Origin of the sequence: Williamsia phyllosphaerae, from assembly GCF_014635305.1 — a bacterium.
GTDB classification, from domain to species: Bacteria; Actinomycetota; Actinomycetes; order Mycobacteriales; family Mycobacteriaceae; genus Williamsia_A; species Williamsia_A phyllosphaerae.
This window is the reverse complement of sequence record NZ_BMCS01000001.1, coordinates 238,451-255,048: the sequence shown is the minus strand read 5'-3', so window position 1 is coordinate 255,048 and position 16,598 is coordinate 238,451. Positions and strand designations below refer to the sequence as shown.

The window sequence follows — 16,598 nt, the reverse complement described above, 5'->3', positions numbered from 1 at the left end:
AGGCAAGATCTGACTGGGCACCCGTATGGCGTGCCGTCGACGCAGACCGCTCGTCTGCCCTCGGTCGAGGAGACCACGATGACCGACTTCGACCGTAACGAGGTCAGCCGCCGGAGCCTGTTCAAGGGAGTCGGTGCGCTCGGCGCCGCTGCCGCCGTGGGGGCCGCGACCTCGAAGACCGCGCCCCTCGCCTACGCCGATCCCGCCGTCGGATCGCGCGCGGTGTCGATCGCCGGCACCACGTTGGAGGCCGTCGGCACACCCGCGTCGACCGGCGTCCGGCAGTACCGCCGTCTCACCGCCGGCGCCGGGTGGCCGCTGATCGTGCGCTCCGAACTCGCGACCCCGAAGGCCGGCCGGGACGACCGCCGCGTCGGACTGGCGTCGATCGTGCAGACGACCGACATCCACATGGTCGACGCGGAGAGTCCGGTGCGCCTCGAGTTCATCCACCCGCAGAACGGGTCGGCGTTCCGCCCGCACGAGAAGCTCGGCGCGGCCGCGACGATCACCCTGATCGAGCGGATCAACGCTCTCGGATCGGCGCCGTTCAACGGCCGCGCGTTCGACTGCGTCGTGTCGACCGGAGACAACACCGACAACCACGAGTTCGCCGAGCTGGACTGGTTCCTCACCCTGTTCAGTGGCGGGTCACTGCAGCAGTCCACCGGCGACCTCAACCGCTATGAGGGCGTTCAGGTCTGGGGTTCGACGCTGTACTGGCAGCCGGAGTCCCCGGTCAACGACATCTACAAGCAGAAGGGCTTCCCGCAGATCCCCGGCCTGCTGTCGTCGAGCATCAAGCCGATCACCAGCCCCGGGCTCGACACGCGGTGGTTCAGTGTCTTCGGCAACCACGACGACAGCGTCTCCGGCGTCGTTCCCAGCGGGATCGGGTTCATCGACGCGCTCTACACCGGGAACATCAAGCTCGACGTCCCCAAGGACCAGGCCGCCATCGATCGCATGGCGACCGCGTACAACACGGCCCCGACATCGGTGGCGAAGGTGTTGGCCGAGCAGGTGCAGACCGGGCCGATCCGCCGCATCACCCCCGACGCGCGCCGCGCGCCGTTCACCCCGCGGCAGTACATGGCCGAGCACTTCCGGCCGCGCTATACCGGCCCGGGGCCGGTCGGGCACGGATTCGCCTCGCACGCACCGCAATCGGGCATCACCTACTACTCGTTCGACATCGCTCCCGGCGTCGTCGGCGTGTCGATGGACACCACCAACCACGCCGGGTTCACCGACGGGTCGATCGGGCAGGGTCAGCTCGACTGGATGCAGCGGCTGTTCACCCGCGATCGCACCACCCTGTTCGTCGCGTTCAGTCACCACACCAGCGACACGATGGAGCTGCCGATCCCCGACCCGGAGCGGCCGTTCGAACGACGTGCCACCGGGCCGCAGCTGATCGATTTCTTCCATCGGTTCCCGAATGTGATCGCCTGGGTCAACGGTCACACCCACACCAACAAGATCACCCCGCATCGCGGACCGACTCCGGCGCAGAGCTTCTGGGAGATCAACACCGCGTCGCACATCGACTTCCCGCAGAACGCGCGCGTGATCGAGGTGAACGACAACAAAGACGGCACGCTGTCGGTGTTCTGCACGCTGATCGAGTCGGCGGCGCCGTACGAGGTCGCCTACTCCGACCACTCGGTTACCGGGCTCGGATCGATGTACCGCGAGTTCTCCTACAACGACACCGGTTACGACCCGAAACGTCTCGGTACCTCGGTCGACCACAACGTCGAACTGCTGCTGGTCAAACCGACGTAGCGAACTCAGGCCGTGACCGAGGCGTCGACCGCCACCTCACGCTGGTCTGCGAACTGGGTTCGGTACAGCTCGGAGTAGCGGCCGCCGGCGGCGAGCAGGGTCAGGTGCGTTCCGCGTTCGGCGACGCGACCGTCCTCGATGACCAGGATCTCCTGCGCCGCACGGACGGTCGACAACCGGTGCGCGATGACGATCGATGTCCGACCGGTCAGGGCCTCGGCCAACGCCTCCTGCACCGCGGCCTCCGAGGTGGAGTCCAGATGTGCGGTCGCCTCGTCGAGGATGACCACCGACGGGGCCGCGAGCAGCAGGCGCGCGATGGTCAGCCGCTGACGTTCGCCACCGGAGAGTCGGTAGCCGCGCTCGCCGACGACGGTGTCGAGACGGTCGGGCAACGACATCACGAGGTCCTCGAGACGGGCGCGTCGCAACGCCGCCCAGATGTCGTCCTCGGTGGCCGACGGGTTGGCCAGCAACAGGTTCGAGCGCACGGTCTCGTGGAAGAGGTGACCGTCCTGGGTGACCAGGCCGATGCTGCGGTGCAGCGACGCCGACGTGACGTCGCGGACGTCGACCCCGTTCACCGACACCGACCCCTCGTCCACGTCGTAGAGGCGCGTGGCGAGTTGGGCGATGGTCGACTTGCCCGCCCCGGAGCTGCCGACGAGGGCGACCATCGATCCGGCCGCGACCTCGAACGACACGTCGTGGATCACCTCGACGCCGCCGCGGTTGTCGAGCTGGGCGACCTCCTCGAGCGACGCGAGCGACACCTTGTCCGCGGACGGGTACGCGAAGCGGACGTGGTCGAAACGCATGGTGACCGGCCCGGGCGGCACCTCGCCGGCATCGGTCTTGTCGGCGATCAGCGGGACCAGGTCGGTGACCTCGAAGACACGCTCGAAACTCACCAGGGCACTCATGATCTCGACCCGCGCGTTGGCCAGCGCGGTCAGCGGCGCGTACATCCGGGTGAGCAACAGCGCCAGCGAGACCACGGCACCGGCGTTGAGGTTGCCGTGCACGGCGAGGTAGCCGCCGAGACCGTAGACCAGCGCCAGCGCGAGCGCCGAGACGAGCGTCAACGCGGTGACGAACACCGACTGCAGTACTGCGCGTCGCACGCCGATGCTGCGCACATTGGCTGCGCGCGCCGCGAATTCACGCGACTCCTCGTCCGGACGGCCGAACAGCTTGACCAGCGTCGCGCCCGGGGCCGAGAAGCGTTCGGTCATCTGCGTCGACATCTGTGCGTTGTACTCCGCGGCCTCCCGCGACAGTGCCGCCATCCGATTGCCCATCCGTCGCGCCGGGATGACGAAGAGCGGCAACAACACCAGGGCCAGCAGGGTGATCTGCCAGGAGATGAACAGCATCACCGTCATCGTCAGGATCAGCGTCACGAAGTTCGACACCACGCCCGAGAGGGTGTCGCTGAACGCGCGCTGGGCGCCGATCACGTCGTTGTTGAGCCGGCTGACCAGCGCGCCGGTGCGCGTTCGCATGAAGAACGCGATCGGCATGGTCTGGACGTGGTCGAAGACCTTGCGTCGAAGATCGAGGATGAGGCCCTCGCCGATGGTGGCCGAGAGCCACCGTACGAGCAGCCCGACGCCGGCCTCGACGAGGGCGATGATCGCGATGAGCACCGAGAGCCAGATGATCGTCGAGGTGGCGCCGTTGCCCGTGATCTGGTTGACCACCCGGCCGGCGAGGATCGGGGTGGCGACGGTCAGGATCGCGGTGGCGATGCTGAACACGAGGAAGATGGCGATCCGCATCCGGTGCGGTGCCGCGAAGCGCCCGATCCGCCGCATGGTCTCGCGGCGTTCGGCACGGGACAGTCGCGACTTCTTCTCCGACCGGCTCATCGTGCGGTACAGCGAGTTGTACGCGACGGACTCCATGCTCATGAATCCGAGCGTAGAACATCAAGTGAGCTTGAAGTCAACGAAAGAAAGCCCTGTTCGCGGACAGGGGAAACGTCGTGAAACGGGAATATCCTCCCGGCGGCGTCCTCGTCACACCTTCAGAGCTTCTTCAGTCTCGACGTCTCCACGCCGAATAGCGTCGCCGACATGGGACATCCGAACGAGCCGCAGGACAGCGACCGGCAACCGACCGAGAGCTTCACCCGCCCCGCCGACACCGCCGACACCGCCGCGCCGCCCCCAACCGCCCGGTCGAGCACCTGGTTCACCGGATCGCGCCGCGCCGGGATCGTCGCCGGCGTCGCCGGGCTGGTCATCGGCGGCGTGGTCGGTGGGAGCATCGGTTGGGCCGCCACCGGGAACGACGACCATGGGCGTTCGACGTCGGCCCACTCGCGTCAGGTCCATTCCGCCGACGGCGGCCAGAAGCGCGAGAACAGGGGCCAGAACGGCGGCCGGCGACAAGGACGTGGTGTCACCATCGGGACCATCACCGCGGAGAGCGGCCCCTCCTGGACGATCGCCGCGCGCAACGGCAGGACGGTGACGATCACCGTCGGGCAGAACACCCGCTTCGGAACCGCGAAGAAACCACAACAGCAGTCCGATTTCGTCGTCGGCGACCGCATCGCGGTGGTCGGCAAGAGCGACTCGGGCACGATCTCCGCCACCCGCGTCGCCAAGCGTGTTGCGAAAACGGGCGAACCGGGCGCCCCCACGACTGCGACGCCGAGCGCGACGACGCAGCCGGGCTGATCGCGCCGGTCGCACTGGCACACTCGACCCATGGGCTCTTCGATCCTGGTCATCGAGGACTCGACGCCGATCAGGATCGCCATCGCGGCCGCTCTCACCGTCGCCGGGCACTCGGTGGTCGCGCGCGGTGACGGGGACCTTCTCGAGGTGGATCTCGCCGAGTTCCGACCCGATGCCGTGCTCCTCGACGTGATGCTTCCCGGCTCCGACGGGTTCGCCCTCCTCGAGATCGTGCGCCGCCGTACCGACGCCGGAATCCTGATGGTCACCGCGCGCGATGCCGTCACCGATCGGCTGCACGGTCTCACCGAGGGTGCCGACGACTACGTCATGAAGCCGTTCGAGATGGCCGAGCTCGTCGCACGGGTCGACGCCGTGCTGCGGCGGCGAGGTCGAGGGTCCACGATCGTCCACGTCGACGACCTCGTCGTCGATGCGGACGCGGCGCGGGTGTTGCGTGGGGGTACCCCGATCACGCTGACCGCCACCGAGTTCCGCATGTTGTGCTTTTTGGCCCGGCGCCGCGGTCGCGTGCTGACCAAGACCCAGATCCTCACGGCGGTCTGGGGATACGAGCACTACGATCCCAACCTCGTCGAGGTCCACGTCAGTGCTCTGCGCCGCAAACTCGAGGAACACGGCCCTCGTCTGCTGCACACCGAACGCGGGCTCGGCTACACCCTCGACAGTGCGCGGCCCACGGATGTGCCGTCATGAGCACGCCGTCGGGACATCTCAGGACCCGGTCCCTGCGTACGCGGGTCACCGTCATCGCCGTCGCCGTCCTCGCCGTTGTCCTGACGGCCGTGATCGCGATCGCCGGAACGCTGTTCACCGTCGCAGCACACCGCGATGTGAACAACCTTCTCGCCGACCGCGTCACCTACGCCCGGCAACTCGCGCGCACCGCGGCCACCCCCGAGGGGTTCATCGCGAGGATCGACGGACGCTCGGTACGCGCGCAGTTGACTCTCTCCGACGGCACGGTGGTGGGCAAACCGCTGCCGCCGTCGGAGAGTGAGGCGCGGCGAGTGATCAAGCTCCGTGGAACCCGTGCGTGGGCGCGGGACGCGGAAGTGACGTTCTCAGTGGACAACCGCCTGCTCGACGGCGTGCAGAGTCGGTTGCTGTGGGGGATGGTCATCACCGGTCTGTGTGCCCTCGTGCTCACCGCGGTGCTGTTGCTCGTCGGCGTCCGCTATGCGTTGGCGCCGCTCGACGCGATGACCGCCCTGGCTCGATCCATCGCGCGCGGCCACCGCGGGGAGCGCTTGTCGCCGCAACGTCGCGACACCGAGTTGGGCCGTACTGCAGTGGCATTCGATGACATGCTCGATTCCTTGGAGGGCGCAGAGGCGCGCGAGCGTTCTGCTCAGCAGTCGGTGCGGCGCTTCGTCGCCGACGCCGCGCACGAATTGCGTACCCCCATCACCGGGGTGCAGGCGATCGCCGAGACACTGCTCCAGCAGGATCGCGACACACCGGTCGACGAGCGAGAGCAGCTGTGTGTCCTGCTCGTACAGGAGACCCGACGCGCCGGGCGGCTCGTCGACGACATGGTCGACATGGCGCGTATCGACGCGGGGTTGACGCTCAGTCCGTCGCCCACCGACCTGCTGTCGTTGGTCGCCGATCAGGTCGCGCGGGTCGCGGTGATCCACCCGGACATCGCGGTCACCGTTCGAGGCGATCCCGTACCCCTGGTCGCCGACGCCGGACGCATCAGTCAGGTGGTGGCCAACCTCGTCGACAACGCCTGTCAGGCAGCAACGACCGGCGGCAGCGTGGCCGCGTCGGTGTACTCGACACCGGGCTGGGCGCACCTGGAGGTCGCCGACACCGGCCCCGGTGTCGCCGCGGCCGATCGCGAGCGGATCTTCGAGCGGATGGTCCGCCTGGACGACTCACGCGACCGGCGGTCGGGTGGGTCGGGGCTCGGTCTCGCGGTGGCGAGAGGACTTGCCCGATCGCACGGCGGCGAGCTGGTCCTCGTCGACGCCGGGCACAACGGGCCCGGACTGTCCGGCGCCGTGTTCCGACTCGATCTCCCACTACCGGTCTGATCGGCGCCGACGCACGGCGCTAGGTTGGAGGCCAGCGACGTAGGTCATCTGATGGCGGAACCCCGGTGAGCAGGAGAAGGCAATGGCGCAGCAACTCAAACTCGGTTACAAGGCATCGGCGGAGCAGTTCGATCCCCGCGAGCTGGTGGAGATCGCGGTCTCGGCCGAGGAGCACGGTATGGACTCGGTGGCCGTCAGCGACCACTTCCAGCCCTGGCGGCACAACGGTGGTCATGCCCCTTTCTCGCTGACCTGGATGGCTGCGGTCGGTGAGCGCACCAAGCGCGTCCAGATCGGCACATCGGTGATGACCCCGACCTTCCGCTACAACCCCGCGGTGATCGCGCAGGCGTTCGCGTCGATGAGCTGTCTCTACCCCGAGCGCATCATGCTCGGCGTCGGTACCGGCGAGGCGCTCAACGAGTACGCCACCGGGTTCCAGGGCGAATGGCCCGAGTTCAAGGAGCGTTTCGCCCGTCTGCGCGAGGCCATCAAGCTCATGCGTGAGCTGTGGACCGGCGAGCAGGTCGACTTCGAGGGTGAGTACTACACCACCCAGGGCGCCTACATGTACGACATCCCGGACAAGCCCGTGCCGGTGTACGTCGCGGCCGGTGGCCCGGTGGTCGCCCGCTACGCGGGTCGCTCCGGAGACGGCTTCATCTGCACCTCCGGCAAGGGCATGGAGCTCTACACCGACAAGCTGCTGCCCGCGGTCGCCGAGGGTGCCGAGAAGGCCGAGCGCGACGTCGCCGAGATCGACAAGATGATCGAGATCAAGATCTCCTACGATCCGGACCCGGACCTCGCCCTGGAGAACACCCGGTTCTGGGCGCCGCTGTCGTTGACGCAGGAGCAGAAGCACAGCGTCAACAGCTCGACGGAGATGGAACGTCTCGCCGACGAGCTGCCGATCGAGCAGGTCGCCAAGCGCTGGATCGTCGCCTCCGACCCCGACGAGGCCGTCGAGGCGGTCAAGCAGTACACCGACGCCGGCCTGAACCACCTCGTGTTCCACGCCCCCGGACACGACCAGCAGCGCTTCCTCACCAACTTCCAGAAGGACCTCGAGCCGCGTCTGCGCAAGCTCTCGGTCTGACCTGTCCGGTCGTCGACCGCCCCTGAGCACCTGCTCAGGGGCGGTGTCGACCTGCTCACACCGGGGGTACGTCCGGTCGACACGAGCTGTCCGTCGGACCTACGGTGGGTGCTTCGTACCGTTCGTGGGTCAGTGTGGATCCCTGGGGCCTCGTGCCCCGCGTCCCCCGGGAGTACCCATGTCGATCGTTCCGTTGCTCATCATCATCCAGGCCTTCGTGCTGTCGACGTGGTCGATGGTCATGTTGACCGCGTTCCTCGTCACCCGGGACGACGAGTCACACGAGTACGCGACCGTCCCCGACCTGACGTCGAGCAACATCATCCCGAGCTGACGGCCTCCGAGCGGCCGACGCCGGCCCGTGCGCGCAGCAATTCGAGTGCTCGCACCACCGCCGGGTTGTCGGCGACCACCTCGCGTACACGCACCGAGATCCGACGCGTCGGTGTGGGGTCGGTGACGGGGATCGCGACGACGGCGTCGGGGAGTGTGCCGAGGCCCAGTTCGGCGAGCACCGTGATCCCCACCCCCTCCGCGACGAAGCGGATCGCGGTCGGGTAGTCCTGCGTCTCGACCCCGAAGCTCGGGGTGAAACCGGCTGCGGCACAGGCGTCGAGCAACACCTGGCGACACGGGCCGCGGGCCACGTCGTTGTCGACCCACGCCTGGTCGCGGAGCTCACCGAGCTCGACCGATGCCCGCCCGGCCAATGGGTTCGTCCGCGGGACGACCGCGTAATAGGGGGCCGACAGCAGCGGATACGTCCGGTAACCGGCGAGCTCTGACGACTCCACCCCGTCGACGAAGATCTCGACGTCGGGGGGATCGGCGCCCTCGGCGCGCAGTTCGATCAATCGCAGGTCCAACCGGAGCTTCGGGAACTCCCGGGTGAGCGCGGCGACGATAGGCGGGATCCATGCGGCGCCCGCAGACGAGAAGTAGCTCACCGACAACGTCCCGACCCGGCCGTGTCGGAGATCGCCGATCAACGCCTCGACGTCGGCCAGGCGCTCGAACACCACCGCGCTGCGCTCGGCGAGGATGCGACCGGCTTCGGTGGGCACGAGGCCGCGGCCCTGTCGTTCGAGCAGCGCGAGGCCGGTCTCGCGTTGGAGGGCGGTGATGTGTTGGCTGATGGCCGACGACGTGTAGCCGAGTCCGGAGGCGGCGCCGGCGATCGATCCGTCGGCGACCACGGCCCGGAACACGCGAAGGCGGTGCACATCGATCATGGCGACAGACACTACAGCTGCACTTAATCGTCATCAAGCACAAACAGCTTGTGCTTATCTGGCGATGCGGGCAACCTCATGTCCGAAAGCCGCCGGACCCTCCGCGTTCGGAGGCGGGATGCTGTGATCGACGACCACCGACGAAAGGGCACCATGCAGCGCGTGACCGACCGTGTGAACCTCCCTCTTCTGGCCGCGCTGACCACCGTGCTGCTGTGGGCATCGTCGTTCGTCGTGATCCGGTCGGTCGGCGAGCACTTCTCGCCGGGTGCGTTGGCCTTCGGCCGACTCCTGGTCGGGTTCATCGGGCTCGCCGCGATCGCGCTGCGCTTCCGCAAGCCGCTGCCGCGGGGGCGTGCGCTCGTATTGGTGATCGGCTACGGCCTGCTGTGGTTCGGCGCCTACACCGTGCTGTTGAACTGGGCCGAGCGACATCTCGACGCCGGAACCGCCGCTCTCCTGGTGAATTTCGCGCCGATCCTCGTCGCGGTCTTTGCCGGGCTCTTCATGGGGGAGGGCTTCCCGCGTCCGCTCGTGATCGGCATGGTGGTCGCGTTCGCCGGTGTCCTGCTCATCGCCTTCGGTGGCACCGGCGGCGGGTCCAACGACATGCTCGGCGTCGTGCTCGGTCTGATCACCGCGGTGCTCTACGCCGCCGGTGTGCTGATGCAGAAGGTCGCGCTCAAGACGGTCGACGCGGTCACCGCCACCTGGGTGGGCTGCCTGGCCGGCCTCCTCGCGACGGTCCCGTTCGCGCCCCAGGCCATGGGAGAGGTGGTCGATGCGCCTGCGGGTGCGATCGTCGGCGTCGTCTTCCTCGGTGTCGGGCCGACCGCGATCGCGTTCACCACCTGGGCCTATGCCCTCACCCGGACCGACGCCGGGAAGATGGCGGCGACCACTCTGGTGGTCCCGGCGATCGCGATCCTCCTGTCGTGGGCCACGCTCGGTGAGGTCCCCACCGCGGTCGGTCTCGTCGGTGGAGCGCTGTGCCTGGGTGGCGTCGCGTGGAGCAGGCGTCGGCCGCGGGCCCGCACGCATGCGCTCGAGGTGCCCGATGTCGAACCGGTCGACGGACCCGCCGCCCTGCGCTGACGGGTCGAGACACCTGCGCCCGGGTATGGTCGGGGGACCGGGTTACACAGTTAGCTCTGGCCCCGATGATGCCGTTTCCAGGCCGAGACATCGTCCGGGGGCCCGGAACCCCGGGCCGTTGCCCGATCTCCCGCACCTCTCATCCTGCGGCACCTGTGTCGCCGAGGTCGGTGAATGTGCTCGATCGTGCAGCGAGGCATCGTGATTCGGCCCGGCAGAGGATCGACATCATGTCGAATCGACAACACATCGTCCACGAGACGCCGAGGGGCACCCGATCATGACCGCCCCGACGACGCGGCAGGAGACGCTCGATCGTTGGTCGCAACTACACGGCGGTGTCGACGCCGATGCCTCACGGTGGATCTCGGGGTGGGTCGTGCTGTCTCACGCGTGCGCCAGACCACTTGCTCGCGTTCGGCTTTCCCCGAACGCGGTGACATGGTCGACGGTCGTGGTGATGGCTGCCGCCCCCGGACTCGCCGCGCTCGGTCGGTGGTGGCCGATCGTCGCCGCGGCTGTGGTCACCCTCGCCGCCGTCCTCGACGGCGTCGACGGCGCGTTGGCGATCCAGACCGACTCGGTCTCCCGATGGGGCAAGGTGATCGACCCCCTCGCCGACCGCTGCTCCGACGTCCTGCTCATCGGGGTGCTCGTCGTGCTGGGGATGCCGATGTGGCTCGGGATCGTCCTCGCACTGATCACCCTGTTGTTGGAGTCGGCCCGAGCCACCGCGCAGGCCGCCGGCATGAACGGGCCGGCTCGGATCACACTGTGGGAGAGACCCTCCCGCGTGCTGGTCGCGGTGTTCGGATCTCTCTCGGTCGGAATTGTGTGGTGCCTGCGTCGGTGGGGTGTCGACGCGGCGTCGTTCGTCACCGGTCCCGTGCTCGTGACGTCGATCGGGGTGGTCGGGTCCGTTCTCGCGATCATCGGGATGGCGCAGCTGCTGGTGGCGATCCGTCATCAGCTGCGTCCGGATGCGACACCGGCGCGGCCTGCGCTCGATCGTCGCGGTGATCGATCGCCTGGGTCAGCGCCCATCCGGTGATGATGAGGATGTGCATGAGGTAGAGCCACAAGCCGACGGCCACAACGCCTCCGACGACGCGCAGGCCGCCGTACGGGATGCCGATGTCGATGCCGATCGACAGGAACAGCAGGAACCCCTGCGCGAAACCGGACACGAACGACGCGGTGACCGTCGCGCCCGCGAGTGCGACCCACCACCGGGGTTTGCCCGGGGTGACCTCGCGAAAGACCCAGGTGAGGACCACACTCAGCAGCAACCATGTGATCGTGAAGCCGGCCCAGACGCGCAGTGCGAACGGCCCCCAGCCGTCGGCGCCGCCCTCCGGCGAGAGTCCGACGAGCAGGGTGCCGACCCGCACATGGATCCACGTCAGCGGCGGTACGACGACGACCAACGCCATCATCGAGATGCGGCCACGCCAGCTGGTCAACCGATCGGACCGCTCGTGCATCGGCACACATGCGCGGCGCAGCCCCTCGCCGTAGAACGATGCCGGGAACAGCATGACCACGATGCCCAGCAGCCCGAGATGGGTGCCGGTGTGCACGACGGTGTCGAACACGGGCCGCGCGCCCATGTCCGGCGGGATGAGAACGCGCAGCCGCAGAAGCGTCCGCTCGGCGCTGTCCACGCCGTCGAACCAGGTCAGCGACCACACCGCGAGCAACACCCAGGGCACCACGGCGATCGCGGCGAAGTACGTCATCGTGCCGGCGGCGCCGGCGAGATCACCGCGGCCGAGGATGCGCCCGGTGTCGCGCAACACGGCGCGCACTCTGGGATCGGTCAAGGGAATCCTCCGCGCAGGGTCCGAACCACCTGATCGCCACGACGAACACGTCAGCGGGTGCCCCGGCGCTGCTTGCGAGACTGGTTCGAGCGTTGACCCGAGCCTACGTCCCACCCGATCGTGCCCGGGACGATCCATTACCGTCGTCGCATGGAGCGTGAACGGCTGGTCGACGTCGCCGTGTCGGTGGTGTCGCGCTTCGGTGCACAGGCGCTGAACCTGACGTCGGTGGCACGCCAGGCCGGGGTCGGCCGGGCGACGGCCTACCGGGTGTTCGGTGGCCGCGACGAACTGCTGGCCGCGATCGTCGACCGCGAGGTGTCGGTGCTGCACGACCGGATCGACACGTGGATCGGCACGGTCGACGACCCCCGCGAGAAGATCACCACCCTGATCGTGCAGGTGCTCGGCTACATCCGAGACCACGAGGCGCTGCAGTACCTGCTGCGCAACGAGCCTGCCGAGTTGGTGTCGACGTTGGTCGCCAGCGGTGACGACCGGACCACCGACACGACGCTGGTCGACGTGATCGTCACGCGGTGCCTGCCCGACCTCGACGCCCAACCCGAGCTCGCGGCCGCGCTGCGTCCGAACGCCCGTGCGGCGTCGGAGTTCATGGTGCGCATCGTGTATTCGCACATGTTGATCCCCGGCAGCTCGATGACCGACGAACAAGTGGCGGAGTTGGTGGTCGACGCGGTCCTGCGCTGACATATGGTGCGGGAGTGCCTCACCTCACGCGCGATGACAGCATCTTCGTCCTGCACCTCAACGACGAGGGGGTCGGCGACGACGAGAACGTCTTCGGCCCGACGCAGGTCGCGAAGATCAACGAACTGCTCGACGAGGTCGAGGCGAGCGACGGCCCCACCGCGCTGGTGACCACCGCGCTCGGCAAGTTCTACTCGACCGGCCTCGACACCGCCTGGGTGCTGGCCAACGTCGACGATGTCGACCCGTACGTGGAGAGCGTGCAGATCCTGCTGGCCCGGATCCTCACGTTCCCGATGCCCACCGTCGCAGCGGTCACCGGTCACGCGTTCGGTGGAGGTGCCCTCTTCGCGCTCGCCCACGACCACGTCGTGATGCGTTCCGACCGCGGCTACCTGTGCATGCCCGGCGTCACCATCGGTGCCAGTTACGCGCCCGGCAGCGTCATGTTGGTCGCCGACAAGGTCCCGGCGCGGGTCAACCACGAGATGCTCGTGACCGGCCGCCGCTACGGCGGTGCGCAGGCCGGCGAGCTCGGAATCGTCGACGACGCGGTCACGCTCGACGAGGTGCTGCCCGCGGCCCTGCAGTACGCCCGCACGCATCAGAACACCCGGGGTCGGACGATCGGCGAGATCAAGTCGTCGATGTACGCGGTCACCGCCGCCGCCCTGCGCACCACGGTCAGCGGTGTGGGCGGTCAGGCCGCCATCGCCGACAGCTGACCCGCCCGTTCGGCCGTTGCGCCCGCGCCCGGTTGGGCCGTCGTGCATTCGTGTTGGGCCCTCGTTGTCGCGTGGTGGGCCCGATGCGGCCGGTTATGTAGCACCACATGTGCTACTTTGGCGAAATGAAGGTCATCGGCATCCGTGAGCTGCGGCAGAACGCGTCTCGATACCTTGCGCAGGTCGAGGCAGGGGAGGAGCTGGAGGTGACCAATCGCGGGAGAGTGGTCGCCCGCCTGGTGCCGGTCACCGAAAGTGCGCGTACGCGAGAGTCTCTGATCGACGCCGGAGTGATCGTGGCGGCGAAGAACTCGAAGGGACTGGGCGGCATCAACACGGTCACCCTCCCGCCGGGAAGTCTGTCCGACGCTCTGGACGAGGATCGCCGGGAACGGTGATCTATCTGGATACGTCTGCTCTGGTCAAACTCGTTGTACGCGAACGAGAAACGGATGCCTTGACCAGGTGGCTCGCCGGCCGCGCCGGTGAAACAGCAGTGACGAGTGCGCTCGGCAGCGTCGAGTTGTTGCGAACGGTGCTTCGTGACGGCGGTCCCGGGCTGACGGAGCGGGCGCGGAGTGTCCTCGATCTTCTCGACACCATCCCGATCTCGGAGCGGGTGATCGCGCTGGCCGAGACGATCGGTCCGCCGACGCTGCGTTCGCTCGACGCGATCCACCTGGCGTCGGCCGCTCAGATCCGGTCCGAGTTGACAGCGGTGGTCGCCTACGACCGCCGCCTGCTCGAGGCTTGTCGTGCCCTCGACTATCCGACCGAGTCACCGGCATAGAAAGCTGCCGGTCTTTGGCGCGTCGGCTCGTAAATTGAGTTTCATGGCTTCGCATGTCGCTTCGTGGGAGGCTCGCTTTTCCACAGCGGTCGGCGGCGGTGTCTGGCTCCGTGGAGACTTCGACTTCGACGAGTACCTCGAGCCGCCGCCCGCGGCGACTTCGACGAGCGGGTCGTCATCCAGTTGTGGAGCTGACCTTCCACAACCGACACCGCTACGGCTCGAGGTGTGGATAATCCACACGGCCGACCCCAGTGGTGACAGCTGTGGACAGGGCCGACCGAATAAATCGTTCCCAGGGTTCTCCCAGCTCCTACCCAGGGTGAGACGAGCAAGTAAACGCATCGTATGAGCATCACGGTCGGACAACCGCCGACCGCCACGCTCACACGGAGGCATCATGACCACCCTTTTCGCACCCGCACCGCCGGGCGCCGATCCGGCCCCCGACGGTGGTCGCCATCGGGACCGATCCAGCACACCGTCGATGCGGTCGCGGCTGCTGACGAAGGCGCCGCTGCCGGTACTGCTGATCGTCACCGCGATCCTCTACCTCTGGAACCTGTCGATCAACGGCTACGCCAACACCTTCTACGCCGCGGCCGCACAGGCCGGCGGCACCAGCTGGAAGGCGTGGTTCTTCGGCTCACTCGACGCGCAGAACTTCATCACCGTCGACAAGCCGCCGGCGTCGCTGTGGGTGACCGGGCTGTCGGTGCGGATCTTCGGCATGAACAGCTGGGCGGTGTTGATGCCGCAGGCGCTGATGGGGGTGGCCGCCGTCGCCCTGCTCTACGCGTTGGTCCGTCGCAGCGTCTCCGATCCTCGGCGTGGTGTCGCCGCGGGCCTGATCGCGGGTGCGGTGCTGGCCTTCACCCCGGCCGCGGCCCTGATGTTCCGGTTCAACAACCCCGACGCGCTGCTGGTGCTGCTCATGGTCGCCGCGGCCTACTGCCTGGTCCGCGCGGTCCCGACCGCGTCGTGGAAGTGGCTCGCCCTCGTCGGTGTCGCCCTCGGGTTCGCGTTCCTCACCAAGATGCTGCAGGGGCTGCTCGTCCTGCCCGCGTTCGCTCTCGTCTACCTGCTGCTGGCCGACACCGGCTGGCTCAGGCGGATCGGCCACCTGCTCATCGCGGGGGTGTCGCTGATCGTCGGTGCCGGATGGTGGGTCCTCGTGGTCGCGCTGTGGCCGGCCGGATCGCGGCCCTACATCGGCGGCTCCACCGACAACACCGTCATGGACCTGGTCCTCGGCTACAACGGTCTCGGACGCATCCTCGGCAACAGCGGCGGAGGCGGAGGCGGCGGCGGCATGGGTGGCAACGGTGCCGCCGGCTCGAGCTTCGGTGGCGCCACCGGTCTGAACCGTCTGTTCGGTTCGGAGATGGGCTACGAGATCTCCTGGCTCCTCCCGGTCGCACTGTTCGTGATCGTCTTCGGTCTGTACCTCGTTGTCCGACAGTTCATCCGAGTCCGCGACACCGAGCGTCTCGGCCGCGTCGAGAAGGCCGGACTGCTGATGTGGGCCGGCTGGCTCATCGTCACCGGGCTGATCTTCAGCTTCATGAGCGGCACGATCCACCCGTATTACACCGTCGCCCTGGCCCCGGCCATTGCAGCGCTCGTCGGTCTCGGATCGGTGTTCGCCTGGGAGTTGCGGCACCGCTGGGACGGTCGGATCGCGATGAGCGCCATGATCGCACTGGCCGTCGGCTGGTCGATCGTGCTGCTGAACCGCGCCGACTTCGGTCCCGTGTGGGCCCGCTGGTTGATCGGTGCGGCGGCCGTCTTCGCCGTCCTGGTCATCCTCGTCGGCGGACGCCTCGGCTTCCGCAAGGCCGTCGCTGCCGCTGTGATCGTCGGCGCCCTGGCCGGATTCGGCTCCACCGCCGCCTTCGGCATCGCAACCTCCGCCACCGCGCACAGCGGGTCGATCCCGACCGCGGTGCAGACCTCGGATTCGTCGGGCGGAATGGGCGGTGGACCCGGCGGCGGCATGGGCGGAATGCGGCCCGGCGGTACCGGAGGCACGCAGGGCGCGCAGGCTGGTGGTACGGCTCCGACCGGCGCCCCCGGTCAGGCATCGACCTCGACCTCCGGTCAGGGTGCGTCCCGGACCGGCGGGGGCGGGATGGGTGGGCAGTCCACCAGCAGTGAGCTGACCGCACTGCTCAAGGCGACGACGACGAAGTGGGCTGCGGCGACCAGCGGTTCGCAGTCGGCGTCGGGCATCGAGATCGCCAGCGGTACGTCGGTGATGGCCATCGGCGGGTGGAGTGGTGATCCCACCCCGACGCTGGCGCAGTTCATCGCGTACGTGCAGGACGGCAAGATCGGCTACTACATCGGTTCCGGCCAGGGCGGCGGACCGGGCGGATCGAGTTCGAGCGCGACCGAGATCTCGACCTGGGTGGCGGCGAACTACACCGCGACGACGGTCGGCGGTCAGACGGTCTACAAGCTGACCTGACGTACGTCGCACACGCGATCGGGACGGACACGAACTGTGTCCGTCCCGATTCGCGTGCAACTCAGTCGTATTCTCGCGGCAACCAGTCCGAAATGGGTTGCAGCATAACGTTGGC

General features: G+C 68.1%; 15 protein-coding genes and 1 pseudogene. 13 read left to right on the top strand and 3 right to left on the bottom strand.

Annotated elements, in window-relative coordinates:
• Positions 1 to 78: 78 nt before the first annotated feature.
• Positions 79 to 1,788, top strand: a complete 1,710-nt coding sequence (locus IEV93_RS01290) for a TIGR03767 family metallophosphoesterase (protein WP_188486193.1) — start codon at positions 79 to 81, stop codon at positions 1,786 to 1,788.
• A 5-nt stretch (positions 1,789 to 1,793) separates the two neighbouring features.
• Here the strand turns inward: IEV93_RS01290 and IEV93_RS01285 are convergent, their stop codons facing one another.
• Positions 1,794 to 3,695, bottom strand: a complete 1,902-nt coding sequence (locus IEV93_RS01285) for an ABC transporter ATP-binding protein (RefSeq protein ID WP_188490279.1) — start codon at positions 3,693 to 3,695, stop codon at positions 1,794 to 1,796.
• Positions 3,696 to 3,866: 171 nt separating this feature from the next.
• On the opposite strand from IEV93_RS01285, the gene IEV93_RS01280 reads away from it, so the two are divergent.
• The 5 genes from IEV93_RS01280 (at position 3,867) to IEV93_RS01260 (ending at position 7,971) form a co-directional block, all read left to right on the top strand.
• Positions 3,867 to 4,475: a hypothetical protein gene (locus tag IEV93_RS01280; protein WP_188486191.1), complete on the top strand. Its 609-nt coding sequence runs from the start codon at positions 3,867 to 3,869 to the stop codon at positions 4,473 to 4,475.
• Between the two features lie 30 nt (positions 4,476 to 4,505).
• A complete protein-coding gene (locus IEV93_RS01275; RefSeq protein ID WP_188486189.1) occupies positions 4,506 to 5,192 on the top strand; it encodes a response regulator transcription factor in 687 nt (228 codons plus the stop codon).
• Positions 5,189 to 6,538, top strand: coding sequence for a sensor histidine kinase (locus IEV93_RS01270; RefSeq protein ID WP_188486187.1), 1,350 nt, complete (start codon positions 5,189 to 5,191; stop codon positions 6,536 to 6,538). The genes IEV93_RS01275 and IEV93_RS01270 overlap by 4 nt, the downstream gene beginning before the upstream one ends.
• An 82-nt stretch (positions 6,539 to 6,620) precedes the next feature.
• Positions 6,621 to 7,637, top strand: coding sequence for a glucose-6-phosphate dehydrogenase (coenzyme-F420) (fgd, locus tag IEV93_RS01265; RefSeq protein WP_188486185.1), 1,017 nt, complete (start codon positions 6,621 to 6,623; stop codon positions 7,635 to 7,637).
• Positions 7,638 to 7,815: 178 nt separating this feature from the next.
• The gene (locus tag IEV93_RS01260; RefSeq protein WP_188486182.1) at positions 7,816 to 7,971 is read left to right on the top strand and encodes a hypothetical protein; all 156 of its coding nucleotides are present in this window, start codon (positions 7,816 to 7,818) and stop codon (positions 7,969 to 7,971) included.
• On the opposite strand, the gene IEV93_RS01255 is transcribed toward IEV93_RS01260, so the two are convergent.
• Positions 7,958 to 8,869: a LysR family transcriptional regulator gene (locus tag IEV93_RS01255; RefSeq protein ID WP_188486180.1), complete on the bottom strand. Its 912-nt coding sequence runs from the start codon at positions 8,867 to 8,869 to the stop codon at positions 7,958 to 7,960. The two genes, IEV93_RS01260 and IEV93_RS01255, sit on opposite strands and share 14 nt — an antisense overlap.
• A 153-nt stretch (positions 8,870 to 9,022) precedes the next feature.
• Here IEV93_RS01255 and IEV93_RS01250 point away from each other — a divergent pair, with 153 nt between their 5' ends.
• A complete protein-coding gene (locus IEV93_RS01250; protein ID WP_188490278.1) occupies positions 9,023 to 9,964 on the top strand; it encodes a DMT family transporter in 942 nt (313 codons plus the stop codon).
• 280 nt (positions 9,965 to 10,244) lie between these two features.
• A pseudogene (locus IEV93_RS22635) lies at positions 10,245 to 10,727 on the top strand (CDP-alcohol phosphatidyltransferase family protein); the annotation flags it as partial.
• 166 nt (positions 10,728 to 10,893) lie between these two features.
• On the opposite strand, the gene IEV93_RS01245 reads toward IEV93_RS22635, so the two are convergent.
• Positions 10,894 to 11,787 carry a YihY/virulence factor BrkB family protein gene (locus IEV93_RS01245; protein ID WP_229704802.1) on the bottom strand — a complete coding sequence of 298 codons (894 nt, stop codon included), beginning with the start codon at positions 11,785 to 11,787 and terminating at the stop codon, positions 10,894 to 10,896.
• Positions 11,788 to 11,937: 150 nt separating this feature from the next.
• Here IEV93_RS01245 and IEV93_RS01240 point away from each other — a divergent pair, with 150 nt between their 5' ends.
• From IEV93_RS01240 to IEV93_RS01220, 5 genes are all read left to right on the top strand, one after another.
• Positions 11,938 to 12,498, top strand: coding sequence for a TetR/AcrR family transcriptional regulator (locus tag IEV93_RS01240; RefSeq protein WP_188486176.1), 561 nt, complete (start codon positions 11,938 to 11,940; stop codon positions 12,496 to 12,498).
• 14 nt (positions 12,499 to 12,512) lie between these two features.
• Positions 12,513 to 13,223: an enoyl-CoA hydratase/isomerase family protein gene (locus IEV93_RS01235; RefSeq protein WP_188486174.1), complete on the top strand. Its 711-nt coding sequence runs from the start codon at positions 12,513 to 12,515 to the stop codon at positions 13,221 to 13,223.
• A gap of 125 nt (positions 13,224 to 13,348) precedes the next feature.
• Positions 13,349 to 13,621, top strand: coding sequence for a type II toxin-antitoxin system Phd/YefM family antitoxin (locus tag IEV93_RS01230; protein WP_188486172.1), 273 nt, complete (start codon positions 13,349 to 13,351; stop codon positions 13,619 to 13,621).
• Entirely contained in the window at positions 13,618 to 14,013 is a 396-nt protein-coding gene (locus tag IEV93_RS01225) for a type II toxin-antitoxin system VapC family toxin (protein ID WP_188486170.1), read from the top strand. The genes IEV93_RS01230 and IEV93_RS01225 overlap by 4 nt, the downstream gene beginning before the upstream one ends.
• Positions 14,014 to 14,413: 400 nt before the next feature.
• Positions 14,414 to 16,483 carry a glycosyltransferase family 39 protein gene (locus tag IEV93_RS01220; RefSeq protein ID WP_371873776.1) on the top strand — a complete coding sequence of 690 codons (2,070 nt, stop codon included), beginning with the start codon at positions 14,414 to 14,416 and terminating at the stop codon, positions 16,481 to 16,483.
• Positions 16,484 to 16,598: the final 115 nt, after the last annotated feature.